The following is a 13,539-nucleotide window of genomic DNA, read 5'->3' on the forward strand; positions in this document are numbered from 1 at the left end:
GCGGAAGGGGAGTCGGCCCGGCTCAATCCACGGTCGCGCCCGAGGATTTGACGACTGGCGCCCAGGCCGCCACTTCGGACTTGATGAAGGCGCCAAACTGCTCGGGCGTGTTTTTCTCGGCCACGGCGCCCAGCTTTTCATAGGCTTCCTTGACCTGGGGCTTGTCAAAGGCACGGTTCATCGCGGCGTTGAGCTTTGCCACCACTTCAGGTGGCGTGCCAGCCGGTGCAATCAGGCCGAACCAGGACGAAACATCAAAAGGCTTGATCCCGCTTTCTTCCATTGTCGGCAGATCGGGGGCGGTGGGCGAGCGCTTGGTGGTGGTAACCGCCAGCGCCTTGAGCTTGCCCGCCTTCACATGGGGCCAGGCCGAAGGCATGTTGTCGAACATGAACTGCACCTGGCCGGCCATCAGATCGGTGAGCGCAGGCGAGCTGCCCTTGTAGGGAATGTGCTGGGTCTTGAGACCCGTGCGCAGCTTGAACAGCTCACCGGCCATGTGGATCGACGTGCCGCTGCCCGACGAGGCATAGGAGACCTTGTCGGGGTTGGCCTTGGCAAAGGCGATGAGCTCCTGCACGTTGTTGGCAGGCACGCTGGGGTTCACGACCAGCACATTGGGCACCTTGGCGCCCAGCGCGACCGGTGCAAAGTCCTTTTCCAGGTCAAAGCGCACCTTCGGGTAGAGGGTCTGGTTGATGGCACTGGTGACCGCGACAAACAGCAAGGTGTAGCCGTCGTTCTCGGCACGTGCGACCTGCTCGGTGGCGATGTTGCTGCCGGCGCCTGGCTTGTTGTCCACGACGAAGGACTGGCCCAGCTCGGCGGTCAGCTCCTTGGCCATGATGCGTGCCACCACGTCGGTGGTGCCGCCGGCAGAAAAGCCCACCACCACGCGCACGGCGCGCTCGGGGTATTTCTTGGGGTCTGCGGCTTGCGAGGCCAGGGGCAGCAGCGCGGCGGCACCCAGCAGGGTGGCGGCCAGCACGTGACGGCGCGAGGGCATGCAGGCGGCCGCGATGCGGCTGCACGAAGAGGGGCTCATGGTGTCTCCTTGGCACCTGGACGCTGAGCACATCCAGGCGGTTGGCTTATAGGCTTGTAGCGGCTGCAGCCTGATGCGGCGGCAGACCTTCGGGGCTGATCACCCCAAACCGCAAGATTGTGCCACGGCGGCGTGCGCCTGAGACGCTATGACCTTTGCACGGCGTGCAAAGGTCCGAAGAGCCGTACAACGATCTCAGACCGGCCGCACGGCCTGCTCTTGCGCCAGCTTCTCCAGCATGCGGCGCGTGATCGACTGGCTCGCGCCTCCGCTGGCGACAAACAGGAACATCGTCGAGCGCGCATTGGTCCAGCTCAGCTGTTTGGGCACCCAGCCACCGCCCTGGCCCAAAAACTCCAGCCAGACACCGGCTTCCAGCCGCTTGCCACCAATCCACAGCCCTACGCTATCGGGTTTGGGCGCATCCAGCATCGAGCCGGTCACGATGATCGCGGGCTCATCCTCGCCAATCGCATCGATGGCATCGGGCAGCTGTGCCCATGCCGAAGGAGACGGCGCAGGCGACACGCCGGCGGCCGCCGATGAAGCCGGCAGGGCGCGTGCCACAGCGGGCACCGGGTGCAGCCCCTCTTCCTGCACCATCTGCAGCTCGACCAGCGCGCTCGGCGCCATCTGCGCCACGGCGGTCAGCACCGGTGCAATGCGCTCCGGCATCCATCCGATGCTGGTCAGCCCAGCCTTGAGGCGCGTGAGCAGCGAGGGGATCAGCATGTCCGCATCGTGGTGCATGCCTGCGCTGGCATTGGCGCCGGCCAGTGCCAGCACATCGTCCACCGCCTCCTGGTAGGCGCGGTAATGCGATGACGAGATGCCCGAGCGCTCGGCCGCCTGCTGCAGCACCTTGGGCCAGGCACCTGTCAATGCCGCCAGCAGCGCGGGGTCTACATCAAAACTGTGCAGACTGGTTGCCAGTCGCAGCATCACGTCGGCCTCGATCTTTTCGAGGCTGGCCGAGGCGCTGTCGTCCGTGGCGGCTGCGACCTTAATCGGTGCAGCAGACGCCACGGATGCGCCTGCCGCCGGGGCCTGAAGTGGCACGGCTTGCGGGGTGGGCGGTACCGGGGCATCACGCTCTGCCTGCATCTGGGCCAGTTGCGCCCAGTCAGACTCGGGGCTGATGCTGATCAACCCTGATGCGCCCCACTGGCTCTCCAGCAGCATGCTGCTGGCGTAACCGGAGTCATCGACATCCTGCAGCGCAGACGACAAGCGGGGCTTGAGCCGCACCCCGAAGCGGCTGAGCGCCTGGGCAAAATCCTCGGCCCTGGGGTGGGCCAGAGCCGACAGCGTTTCTACGGTTTCGCTCACCAGCTGGGGAAACTGCGGGTCGGACAGCGCACGCCCCTCTTCCTTGAGCACGGTGGCCTTGTCGACAATGGTCTGCACCAGCACGCGCGCAGGGTGGTCGGAATCACTCCAGAACGATGCATCCTGGGCGGCCATGCGCTCCATCACCGGGATCAGGGTTTTGTAGGCTCTGACGGCACCCACAGGACAATGCGCGGGGATGTCGAACAGTGTCTTGATCCGCTGCACAAAACTGCGGGTGTTGTCCTTGGCAGCGCGGCGCTTGAGCTCGGCCCTGGCCAGCAGTTCGGCATAGCTGTTCATCGCCAAGGTCATGATGCGCTGGTAGTTCGTCTGCAGGTGGTCCGCCATGACGCCCACCATGTCCGGCAAGAACAGCGCCGTGGCGTCTGCAGACATCTCCACATCGCTCAACGTGGCCTGCAGGCTGTCGAGGTAGACGGTATGGTGCAACGGGTTGCCATTGCGCCAGTAACGGGTGATCTTGCGCAACGGGCGGTAGACGCGCTCCAGGCCTGTCAGGCTCTGCTCGGTCTGCTGCAGCAGGTTGATCTGCATGCGCCCCCACTCGATCTGGGCACGCAGCGCATTGCGGTCCTCGGGCAGGCCCTGGCTGCTCATCTGGGCGTGGTAGTCCTCACGTTTGCCTTCGGCAATGGCAAACACGGCCTGGCGCAGACGCAGCGCATACGCGAGCGGCAGCTGTGCCTTCTTGCTGGCGAGTTGGCCTTGCGCGTGGCGCAACAATTGTTGATCTTCAGCGTTGCTGTAAGACGACAATTGCGCAGCCAGGGAAGCCAATGCAGCATTGACCATGGCGGCCATCAAAGGCTCCGCCTCCTGCAATGCCTGCTCCAGACAGGTGTCAAATACCGATACGGCCCGTTGCTCCACGCTTCACCTCTCCCAGTTAAAACGCCCGCCGCTTCTGTAAAGCGACGGGCGTACGGTGTGGGTTTACTTCAGGGCTTTGTAGCGCATCCGCTTGGGTGCCGCCCCTTCTTCTCCCAACCGCTTCTTCTTATCTGCCTCGTATTCCTGATAGTTTCCATCAAAAAATACCCACTGGCTATCCCCTTCCGCCGCCAGGATATGGGTCGCGATGCGATCCAGGAACCAGCGGTCGTGGGAAATGACCAATACTGTACCCGCATATTCCAGCAACGCGTCTTCCAGTGCACGCAGGGTTTCCACGTCCAGGTCGTTCGACGGTTCGTCCAGCAGCAGCACGTTGCCGCCCTGGATCAAGGTCTTGGCCAGGTGCAGGCGGCCGCGCTCACCGCCGGAGAGGTTGCCGACCTTCTTTTGCTGGTCCTGGCCGTTGAAGTTGAAACGGCCCGCATAGGCACGCGAGGCCATCTGGAACTTGCCCACGTTGATGATGTCCAGACCACCGGAGATGTCCTCCCACACGGTCTTGTCGTTGGCCAGCGCATCACGGTGCTGGTCCACAAAGGCCATCTTCACGGTCTGGCCGATTTCGACCTCGCCCGAATCAGGCTGCTCCTTGCCGGCGATCAGCTTGAACAGCGTGGACTTGCCTGCGCCGTTGGGGCCGATGATGCCGACGATGGCGCCCGCAGGGATGTTCATGCTGAGGTTGTCAATCAGCAGACGATCGCCAAAGGCCTTGGAGACATTCTTGAACTCGATGACGCGGCTGCCCAGACGTTCGGCCACAGGAATGAAGATTTCCTGCGTTTCGTTGCGTTGCTGGTATTCGTAGTCGCTCAGCTCTTCAAAGCGGGCAATACGGGCCTTGGACTTGGCCTGGCGCCCCTTGGCGTTCTGGCGCACCCATTCCAGTTCCTTCTTCAGCGCCTTGGCACGGGCTTCTTCGCCCTTTTGCTCCTGCTCCAGGCGGTTGCCCTTTTGCAACAGCCAGTCGGAGTAGTTGCCCTTGTAGGGAATGCCGTGGCCACGGTCCAGTTCCAGAATCCACTCGGCCGCGTTGTCCAGGAAGTAGCGGTCGTGGGTAATGGCCACCACGGTGCCGGTGAAACGGTGCAGGAACTGTTCGAGCCAATCCACCGATTCGGCGTCCAAGTGGTTGGTCGGCTCGTCGAGCAGCAGCATGTCAGGCTTGGACAGCAGCAGCTTGCACAGCGCCACGCGGCGCTTTTCACCGCCGGACAGCTGGCCGACGATGGCATCCCAGGCAGGCAGGCGCAGCGCGTCTGCAGCGATCTCCAGCTGGTGCTCGGAGTCGGTGCCGGCAGCGGCGATCACCGCTTCCAGCTGGCCTTGCTCGGCAGCCAGCGCATCGAAGTCGGCGTCTTCTTCGGCGTAAGCGGCGTAGACCTCTTCCAGGCGTGCCTTGGCGTTGTTGACCTCCGCCATCGCCTCTTCCACCGCCTGGCGTACGGTGTGCTCGGGGTTGAGCTGGGGCTCTTGCGGCAGATAGCCGATCGACAGGCCTGCCATCGGGATCGCTTCGCCTTCGAATTCCTTGTCGACGCCTGCCATGATCTTGAGCAAGCTGGATTTTCCCGAACCGTTCAGACCCAGCACGCCAATCTTGGCGCCCGGGAAGAAGCTCAGAGAAATACCCTTCAGAATCTGTCGCTTCGGAGGAACCGTCTTGGTGACGTTGTTCATCGAAAAAACGTATTGAGCCATGTGTTCTTTTGGTAAATCAGTAAAAAAATATGCGATTTTTGATCGCGGCCACCCTGGGATTATCGGTGCATGCGACAATACCTGCAGTCAAAGGCTCCAGTTGCCTAGGACTTCAGCGCTTATGCTGGGGACGATGGACACAGTTCCGGGCTCCCTCTTTGAACCCATCTGCCTATCTGACTGGCTGCAATTATTCCAAAAAATTGCTTAGACGAGGCCGATACCCAGCGTCCAGGTTGGACGCATCTGATCCAATGAACTTTGAAGAACTGAATCTGGCACCTGCCATTGTGCAGGCTGTGCGCGAACAAGGCTACGACACGCCTACTCCCATCCAAGCCCAGGCTATCCCGCTGGTGCTGCAAGGCAGCGATCTGCTGGCCGGCGCACAAACCGGCACCGGCAAAACGGCCGCCTTCACGCTGCCGATGCTGCAGCGCCTGACCGAGTCCCAAGGCAGCCTCAACAAATGGGGCAACAAGGCCATCCGCGCCCTGATCCTGGCCCCTACCCGCGAACTGGCCGCCCAGGTGGAAGAAAATGTGCGCCTCTACGCTGCACACCTGGACATCAAGTCCACCGTCATCTTTGGTGGCGTTGGCATGAACCCCCAGATCGACCGCATCAAAAAGGGTGTGGATGTGCTGGTGGCCACACCTGGCCGCTTGCTCGATCTGCAGCAACAAGGCTTTCTGGACCTGTCCACGGTCGAGATCCTGGTGCTCGACGAAGCCGACCGCATGCTGGACATGGGTTTCATCCACGACGTGAAGAAGGTGCTGGCTCTGGTGCCCAAGGACAAGCAAAGCCTGCTGTTCTCCGCCACCTTCAGCGATGAGATCCGCGAGCTGGCCAACGGCCTTCTGAAGAATCCCCAGTCCATCCAGGTGACGCCGCGCAACACCACGGTGCAGCGCATCAAGCAGGTGATCCACCCGGTGGGCCGCGGCAAGAAAAAGCAGGTGCTGCTGCACATCGTGCAGGAGAACAACTGGAGCCAGGTGCTGGTCTTCACCCGCACCAAGTTCGGCGCCAACAACGTGGCCGAATACCTCAGCAAGAATGGCGTCTCGGCCATGGCCTTGCACGGCAACAAGAGCCAAAGCGCCCGCACCCAGGCGTTGGAAGGCTTCAAGTCGGGCGACCTGCGTGCGCTGGTGGCCACCGATATCGCAGCGCGCGGTATCGACATCGACGAGTTGCCCAACGTGGTCAACTACGAAATCCCCAATGTTTCGGAAGACTACGTGCACCGCATTGGCCGCACTGGCCGCGCGGGCCGCGAAGGCAACGCCGTGAGCCTGGTGTGCATGGATGAAGAAGGCTTCATGATGGACATCGAGCGCTTCACGAAGCAGGACATCCCTGTGCAGGTGCTCGAAGGCTTTGGCCCTGAAGAAGGCGAAAAGGCCGAGCCCATCGCCATGGGCCGCCAGACGATCTGGGGCGGCGCGGGCAAGGCCCCTGGCCGTGATGTGATGCAGGCAGCGGCCAAGGCAGCGCGCCAGGAAATGATGGAACGCGTGCGTACCAACAAGGTGGCACGCGGCCCCGGCGGCGGTAACGCAGGTGGTGGCCAGCGCGGCGGCAATGCCAAGCGCGGCCCCGGCCCACGCGGTGAACGCGCCGAAGGCGGTGCTGATTTTGGCGGCGAAGGCATGGACCAGGCACGCCGCGAGCAGCGCCCACCACGCCGCGACGGCCGCCAAGGCCCACGCCACCCATCGGGTGAGGCACGCGGCCCACAACGCCAGTCGCAAGGCCCGCGCCAAGGCGGCGCTGGTGCTGCCCGTGGCCCCCGCCAGGACAGCGAACGCCAGCCCCGCGCTGATGCCCACCTGGGCACGCAGTTTGGCGGCACGGTCGATGGCCGTGACCACCGCCGCAGCGGCGCGGCACAGCCCGATCCGATGCGCACCAGCGTGGACAGCATGGCCGAACGCGGCCGCCGTGGCGGCTTCGGCGGCGGCAACCGCAATGGCGGCGGTGGTGGTGCTGGCCGAGGTGGCCGCAACCACTCGTTCTCGCGATAAGCAGCGTGAAGTGGGGGCGAATCCCAACTGTCATTGCTGATGGCAGTTGATTTGGACGCCCACTTCCGCTAGGGTTAGGCCGCATTCGAAAGCGAGTTTCATGCGGCCTTTTTCTATGCCCTCTTCCGCTGCCCACCCTGCAGCGCCCTCTTTGGCACCCGACACCTTGACGGTCGCCACCTGCAATGTTCTCAATCTGGCACTGCCTGAGCGGGAGTTCTACGCCAACCAGGCGCCCTACACCCGGGCCCAGTACGAGCGCAAAACACAATGGCTGGGTGACCGCTTTCAGGCGCTGAATGCCGACATTCTGGCGGTGCAGGAAGTCTGGGACGAGGCTGCCTTTGCTCAATCGCTGGCCGCCAGCGGTCTGCACTACCACTATGCGGCTGTGCCCGGCGCAGAAAACAGCGAGGGCCGGTCAGGCGCCAGCGGCACCCCGCGCGTGGGACTGGCCACCCGCCTGAAGGTGCTGGCCACGCGCTCGTTCACCGATTTTCCTGCCGGGCTGGGCCAGCCCATTCCGGGGCTGGGCGTCCACACGCGTTTTGAGCGTCCCCCGCTCGTGGCCACGTTGCAGATGAAGCGCGGCCAGATCTTGACGGTGCTGACCTGCCATCTCAAATCCAAGCGCCCGAAGTTCCTGCTCGATGCCAACGGCAACCCTCTGGAAGACCGCGACAACCCCAAGATTGCCGCACTCGCTTCGTTGCGCTCGCTGGTGATGCGGGGTGTGGAAGCGACGGCGCTGCGCTGCCTGGTCATCGACCTGCTGCGTCACACCCGCATGCCCTTGGTGGTGCTGGGCGATTTCAACGACACGCCCGATAGCGTCACCACGCAGATGATCTCGGCCAGCGCCGAAGTGGCCTATGACCGCAAGGCCCGTGATCGCGCGCTGTTCAATGCCTTCGATCTGCTGGGCGATGCGGCGCTGAAAAAAGACGTGGCCTACTCCCATATCCACCAGGGGGCGCCGGCCGTTCTGGACCAGGTGCTGGTCAGCGAGGAGTTCGATCCGCGCAGCCGCCATGCGGTGGGCGATGTGCGCCGCGTGGATTACTTCAACGACCACCTGCATGAAGGGCGCGACCGCAGCCGCTCCGACCATGGATTTGTTCGCGCATTGCTGCGCATGCAGGCGCCGGTACCTGGCGCCGCGCCCGGGGATGTAGCCCCGGATTTGGAGACGGCAGGCACTTTCGAGCGGCCCAGTGATGGGGCCTAGCAACATAGCGTCCAATGCAAACGACTGCAAACCGCGCCGATTCTCGCTGGAGGTCGGCACTGCGGCGCACACTACGGCGGCGGATCAGCCTGCGCCAGTTACGCACGGAAACTTATTGTTTCGCACCCATCCTACGTGAAAGCCGTGCATAGCTTTGCATAATGGCAACGTATTTTTCAGGAGGGGCGTGATTCGTCACGCACGACAATGATGATGAAATCCGACGCAGCATCCCCATCCACCCAGCGCACGATGCCCGCCTGGACCAGCGTGACCGTGATTGCGGCAGCGCTTGCGCTGAGCGCGTGCTCGAGCACGCCGCTGCCTGCCTGGAACAGCACGCCGATAGCCGGCGGCCAACCGGCGCCGGGCACGGTCACAACCAGGCCGGCCAGTGGTCCCAGCCCCGTGCAGATTCCGGGCATCAGCAACTCCGGCGTGGTGTCAACCCCAGTTGAAACGGTGCCCCTGCAGGGCAGTCCTTTGAGCGGATGGAAGGAGAGCGACGAAGTCGCTGCCCGATTTCCCGATCCCCAACGCAACTACATCACCCCTGGATTGAGTGCGGGCCGCACCACCTATACCAGCAATGCCGAACTGGGCCAGTGGCTGCGCCAGCTGGCGACGCCAGACCAGTCCGGCACCAAGACCGAGCTGGTCACAGCCGGCACCTCCCAGGAAGGCCAGCCCATTTTGGCGCTGCTGCTGACCCGCGCTGCCAGCACCAGCCTGCACGACCTGGACCAAAGCCAGCGCCCTACCGTGCTGCTGATTGGCCAGCAGCATGGTGATGAGCCCGCCGGCAGCGAAGCGCTGCTGGCCCTGGCGCAGGATTTGAAACAAGGCCCGCTGTCGGCCGTCCTCGACAAGATCAACGTACTGCTGGTGCCACGTGCCAATCCGGATGGGGCTGCCACCGGACGGCGCACCACTGCCAACGGCCTGGACATGAACCGCGACCACCTGCTGCTGCAGACGCCCGAAGCCCAGGCCCTTGCCAAGCTCAGCCGGAATTACCGGCCCCTGGCAGTGTTGGATGCCCATGAGTTCACAGTCGCCGGCCGCTACCTGGAAAAGTTCAAGGGCGTGCAGCGCTATGACGCCCTTCTCCAACCCCCGACGACCGCGAATGTCCATGAGTTCGTCAGCAAGGCGGCCAACGAATGGTATTTGCTGCCGATCCAAAAGGCGCTGACCGAGCAAGGGATGGCGACTAACTGGTACTACACCACCACCCGTGATCCGCAGGACCTGTCGCTGTCGATGGGCGGCGTACGCCCCGACACCGGCCGCAACGTGAACGCACTCAAGAACGCCACCACAATGCTGATCGAGACGCGCGGTGTCGGAATTGGCCGCGCGCACATCCAGCGCCGCGTGCATGCGCAGTATGTGGCACTGGCGTCTGCATTGGAGACCACCGCTCAGCGCACCAAGGAGCTCGAGCAGGTGCGCACCTTCGTCAACCGCGACATCGCCTCCCAGGCGTGCCGAGGTGAGTTCACGCTGGAGGCGAAGCAGACCACCGAAAAGCGCCGCGTCCTCTTCCTCGATCCGCAAACGGGTGAGGACATGCAGCAGGAAGTGGACTGGCATTCCTCGGTGAAGCTCAGCCCTGGCCCCAAGCGTGCTCGCCCTTGCGGATACTGGCTGGCCAGCAGTGCCACCGATGCGGTCGACAAGCTCCGCGCGCTGGGGCTGCAGGTGCTGCGCGTCGCCGAACCGGGCAACCTGCTGGCCGACACCTACCAGGAGCAAGAACGCAGCAGCAACGCCAAAAGCGATGTACTGGGCCCGGGACAGCAAAGCGTGGAGCGGGTCAAGGTCGGCCTGGAGCGCGTTGCCATCGATGTGCCCGAGGGCAGCTACTACGTGCCCCTGAACCAGTCGCTGGCCAATGTGGCCATCGCGGCCCTGGAGCCAGACACCCAAAGCAGCTTTTTCGCCAACCACATCATTGCCGGCCTCAACGATGTGGCACGGTCGATGAACAACCCTTCGCTGGTTTACGAAGAGACCGAGTAAGCGCTGCCCTGCCCTCTTCGGCCATGCATGGATCGATGCATGGCTGGGTCGGAATTGACAATGCCCGCAGTGTGATCGCACTGCGGGCATTGCTTTGTGCATTCTAGGCACGACTCGATACGACGTGACTGCCCTGCTATGGGGGAAATGCAATTTTGCAGTCTGGCAGCGGACTCAACACAGCCGAGGAGTTTGGCCTGCCCGACAGGGATCGAACCTGTGACCCACAGCTTAGAAGGCTGTTGCTCTATCCAACTGAGCTACGGGCAGATGCTTGATTTATATGGATTTTTTGGCAAATCCGGCAAGTCCAGAATTTGCGAATTTGCGGAGCGCTCCGCAAATGCCATTATTCGTCTTTTATGACTGCGCGTTATTATGCACCGAATCTACTAGTCCAACCGTGTCGTGGCCATGGCAAATTACCTCCAACTCTCAACAAGTGGACGGCCAATTAGAGGCAACTTGATTGCCCCAAATCGGGGCCGTCCCTCAAGACCTACTGGAGATCCAGGGCAGCCAAGGGCACTGGAATATCCGGGCAGAACCTCTCGCTCAACTTCGCTGACTGCTTCCTTAGTTCGCTCCATAGACTGTATAAATATACAGTCTTCTGGAGGTATCTATGGTTCAATCAAGATACTGGTGGTTGCACGTTATGGACGATTAGGGGTGGTCGCAGACCACCGAACACGAACGATGGGATGGCATCGAGCAGAACTTTCCTAAAGCTATCCCTGGTTTAGACACTATGATCTTGCACAGTTCGCCACTCTCTTCTGATGCGGTGGCACTTTATGAAAGCTTGCAGCCTAATGTCCCTTTTTGAACGCCGCGGTGTAGTCATTGGTCTTTGGCAAGCCTGGCGCCAGAACATGCGCGACCTGAGCGACGGCTGGTTCCCGTACTACGACACGGGCAAGCAGATCCATCTCTTCTATGAGTATCTGCAGGTCAGCCACCCTCACCTACTGGACATGCCAGGTCAGGCATTCCAAACTATCCACCTGTGGATTGCTGAGGAGATGGAGGGTTAGGCCAGTCCTGCCGCGAACAATTTGATCGGTGCCAACTTCAGCAGGACACCGATCAAGCTATCGCCACTCCGGAGCAACTCCAGATGGCTTATCCAGCAGATGCACGATTTTTTCCACCTTGGGTAGTCTTGGGTATAGAGAAATAGCATTATTGGCTGACGCCTCACGCTGAAACAACCCTGCACCTGCATTTCCCTAATGGAGAGGACAGGCAGGCCTCCAAGTAATAGCATTTAACGAAGATGTCAGATGAACCAGCAACTCCACTCGATGGCAAACTTCCTCTTAGTTTAATCCGAGTGCTTGCAAAGAACAATATTCATACTTTGGAGGCGGTTAAGCGAGTGTACCCGGAAGCACTTCTGCGTATGCGGGGTATTAGCATCGTTCGCTTTCGCCAAATTGAAGCCATGTTGAATCCTATCGAAATTTACCAACCTGTATATGCTGCGCCTCAATTCCCGGACGTTCATGACACGGCCCTCAATACCTCATTTTTACCGCTGGCGTTAGTGAGACTCTTAGCTAGAAACGGAATTTTTAACGAGACGCAACTTCGCGACGCTTACCCTGAGAGGCTTATGGGAATTAATTCGTTTGGGATAGGTTCACTTCGCGAAGTAGAACGTATTTTCTTTCCGGGGCAGCGCTACGAATCTCCCTCTGGTAAAAAGCCACTACCAATGCTTCCGAATGGACCGATTGGGGTGCCGACCTCCTCCCGAAGGGTTAGATGATGGCGAAAATACTGAACGAAGAACCAAAAACTGAGACCCAATTGGGCGATTTGCTTCCCAAGTATGTGACACGAGTGCTAGCGCGGAACGGAATCACTACAGTTGAGGGTGTTCGAAAGGCCTATCCGCACGATCTCTTGAAGATATGGGGTTTGGGATTGCTTCGCTTCAAGCAAATTGAGACCGCTCTATTCCCAGGTCAGTTTTACATGCCAGAGCGAATTTACGACCCGATAAGCCGAGTTAAAGGCTCGTCTCTCAACGGCGTTCTATCCCCTGCAACTGTTCAAGCCCTCGCTCGTGGAGGCGTCTTGGCAGCCGAACAGCTTGTAGACTTGGAGCCTGCAGGTCTGTTGAAGATTAGGGGCTTGGGCATCGCAAAGCTCAGGGAGATCGAGAAAATATTCTTTCCTAGTCAAAAGTATGAGCCTCCGCGCGTCCGGCAACCGGCGCCGACGCTACGAGATAGCACTGGCAAACGGTTAAAGAACATTTGAGTTCTTCTCCGACGACATCTATGATGGTTGAGATGCTGGATGAACCCTCACCTCCACCTGAACTGCCCTGGGCAATCTGCTTCCGCCGCGCCTTAAGAACGTTCTTGAAGGCAACGGGAGCTACGCAGTGGAGGCAGCGTTCAGGGCCTACCCAGATCAGTTGCTTAAGCTCCATGGCATGGGTATCAGCAGGTTCAGGCACCTGGAGCGAATTCTCTTCCCTGGGAGGTCTTTCACCCCGCCCCGGTTCGCGCCTCCAATTCCGCAAGCTCCAGGCTGGTCATTCCACGGCGTCCTTTCACCTGGGACTGTCAAAACCCTTGACCGGGGTGGCATCACGACAGTCGAGCAACTGCGCCCAACTACCCGCAACGATCTGCTCTCCATCAAAGCCTTGGGACCTACGAAGCTTCGGGAGATTGAGCGCGTGTTCGCACGAATCATTTACTAAGCGATGCAGCTATGGGAATAGCCTTCACCAAACACGAGTTGATCCCGCTCACTGGCACACCGTGATTTTTATGCGTGAAATTGCGAAACCAACGCACTGGAGACTAACGCTCAGGGCCAGACGGTCTATGATGTGTCCATAGCTTTATGCCGAAGTCGTGCGTACCCTCCGACATCCCTCTTTCTTTTCACGCGGTCTTGCACTGCAGGTCGGCTTTGTTCTTTCCAACGTTCGCCACCCATTTGGGTGGCATTTTTTTTGCCTGCCAAAACGCAGGAGGAACTCATGAAAAAACCAACAGACCCATACATCGAGACCTTCCGCCTGCAGGCCGAGCGCATGGACGAGCTGGGCATACCATGTGACCCGGACGCTGCAATCATTCTCCTTGCGCAGTTCATGGCCGAGATCGAAGGAAGCATCTCGGAAGAAAGAATGTTCTCCCTAGCCGAGATCGGAGCACACCTCTCCCGAAAGGGACTTCGTCACAGAATAGAAGGCAGCGCGAGATAGGGTCCTTACTCGGCCGATCTGAGGC

At 60.8% G+C, this 13,539-nt stretch carries 10 protein-coding genes and 1 tRNA gene; 6 read left to right on the forward strand and 5 right to left on the reverse strand.

Annotation, left to right across the window (positions count from 1 at the left end; translation table 11 throughout):
- Positions 1–22 precede the first annotated feature (22 nt).
- The 3 genes from ACCQ08_RS04395 to ettA form a co-directional block, all read right to left on the reverse strand.
- The gene (locus ACCQ08_RS04395; RefSeq protein ID WP_312451336.1) at positions 23–1,045 is read right to left on the reverse strand and encodes a tripartite tricarboxylate transporter substrate binding protein; all 1,023 of its coding nucleotides are present in this window, start codon (positions 1,043–1,045) and stop codon (positions 23–25) included.
- A gap of 195 nt (positions 1,046–1,240) precedes the next feature.
- Positions 1,241–3,268, reverse strand: a complete 2,028-nt coding sequence (locus ACCQ08_RS04400; protein ID WP_373449006.1) for a DUF1631 family protein — start codon at positions 3,266–3,268, stop codon at positions 1,241–1,243.
- Positions 3,269–3,331: 63 nt separating this feature from the next.
- A complete protein-coding gene (ettA, locus tag ACCQ08_RS04405) occupies positions 3,332–4,993 on the reverse strand; it encodes an energy-dependent translational throttle protein EttA (protein WP_230778157.1) in 1,662 nt (553 codons plus the stop codon).
- A gap of 254 nt (positions 4,994–5,247) precedes the next feature.
- On the opposite strand from ettA, the gene ACCQ08_RS04410 reads away from it, so the two are divergent.
- Positions 5,248–7,026: a DEAD/DEAH box helicase gene (locus ACCQ08_RS04410; RefSeq protein ID WP_312451330.1), complete on the forward strand. Its 1,779-nt coding sequence runs from the start codon at positions 5,248–5,250 to the stop codon at positions 7,024–7,026.
- 115 nt (positions 7,027–7,141) lie between these two features.
- A complete protein-coding gene (locus ACCQ08_RS04415; protein ID WP_373449007.1) occupies positions 7,142–8,254 on the forward strand; it encodes an endonuclease/exonuclease/phosphatase family protein in 1,113 nt (370 codons plus the stop codon).
- Between the two features lie 176 nt (positions 8,255–8,430).
- Here the strand turns inward: ACCQ08_RS04415 and ACCQ08_RS04420 are convergent, their stop codons facing one another.
- Positions 8,431–8,679 carry a hypothetical protein gene (locus ACCQ08_RS04420; RefSeq protein WP_373449008.1) on the reverse strand — a complete coding sequence of 83 codons (249 nt, stop codon included), beginning with the start codon at positions 8,677–8,679 and terminating at the stop codon, positions 8,431–8,433.
- 58 nt (positions 8,680–8,737) lie between these two features.
- Here ACCQ08_RS04420 and ACCQ08_RS04425 point away from each other — a divergent pair, with 58 nt between their 5' ends.
- Positions 8,738–10,279: a M14 family metallopeptidase gene (locus ACCQ08_RS04425; protein ID WP_373449009.1), complete on the forward strand. Its 1,542-nt coding sequence runs from the start codon at positions 8,738–8,740 to the stop codon at positions 10,277–10,279.
- A 193-nt stretch (positions 10,280–10,472) separates the two neighbouring features.
- Here ACCQ08_RS04425 and ACCQ08_RS04430 read toward each other — a convergent pair.
- A tRNA-Arg gene (locus tag ACCQ08_RS04430) sits at positions 10,473–10,549 on the reverse strand.
- Between the two features lie 545 nt (positions 10,550–11,094).
- On the opposite strand from ACCQ08_RS04430, the gene ACCQ08_RS04435 reads away from it, so the two are divergent.
- The 3 genes from ACCQ08_RS04435 to ACCQ08_RS04445 all read left to right on the forward strand — a co-directional run bounded on the left by ACCQ08_RS04435 (position 11,095) and on the right by ACCQ08_RS04445 (position 13,514).
- On the forward strand, positions 11,095–11,316 hold the full coding sequence (locus ACCQ08_RS04435) for a hypothetical protein (protein ID WP_312530544.1): 222 nt from the start codon (positions 11,095–11,097) through the stop codon (positions 11,314–11,316).
- Between the two features lie 242 nt (positions 11,317–11,558).
- The gene (locus ACCQ08_RS04440) at positions 11,559–12,053 is read left to right on the forward strand and encodes a hypothetical protein (protein WP_373449010.1); all 495 of its coding nucleotides are present in this window, start codon (positions 11,559–11,561) and stop codon (positions 12,051–12,053) included.
- A 1,233-nt stretch (positions 12,054–13,286) separates the two neighbouring features.
- On the forward strand, positions 13,287–13,514 hold the full coding sequence (locus tag ACCQ08_RS04445) for a hypothetical protein (protein ID WP_373449011.1): 228 nt from the start codon (positions 13,287–13,289) through the stop codon (positions 13,512–13,514).
- The last annotated feature ends 25 nt before the right edge of the window (positions 13,515–13,539 follow it).

The sequence above is a fragment of the Comamonas sp. SY3 genome (assembly GCF_041730275.1).
GTDB classification, from domain to species: domain Bacteria; phylum Pseudomonadota; class Gammaproteobacteria; order Burkholderiales; family Burkholderiaceae_C; genus Comamonas; species Comamonas sediminis.

Bases quoted from the DNA above. Each gene is read 5' to 3' on its own strand.
- ACCQ08_RS04395 (WP_312451336.1), bottom strand. From the start codon at position 1,045: ATGAGCCCCTCTTCGTGCAGCCGCATCGCGGCCGCCTGCATGCCCTCG.
- ettA (WP_230778157.1), bottom strand. From the start codon at position 4,993: ATGGCTCAATACGTTTTTTCGATGAACAACGTCACCAAGACGGTTCCT.
- ACCQ08_RS04410 (WP_312451330.1), top strand. From the start codon at position 5,248: ATGAACTTTGAAGAACTGAATCTGGCACCTGCCATTGTGCAGGCTGTG.
- ACCQ08_RS04415 (WP_373449007.1), top strand. From the start codon at position 7,142: ATGCCCTCTTCCGCTGCCCACCCTGCAGCGCCCTCTTTGGCACCCGAC.
- ACCQ08_RS04420 (WP_373449008.1), bottom strand. From the start codon at position 8,679: ATGCCCGGAATCTGCACGGGGCTGGGACCACTGGCCGGCCTGGTTGTG.
- ACCQ08_RS04435 (WP_312530544.1), top strand. From the start codon at position 11,095: ATGTCCCTTTTTGAACGCCGCGGTGTAGTCATTGGTCTTTGGCAAGCC.
- ACCQ08_RS04440 (WP_373449010.1), top strand. From the start codon at position 11,559: ATGTCAGATGAACCAGCAACTCCACTCGATGGCAAACTTCCTCTTAGT.
- ACCQ08_RS04445 (WP_373449011.1), top strand. From the start codon at position 13,287: ATGAAAAAACCAACAGACCCATACATCGAGACCTTCCGCCTGCAGGCC.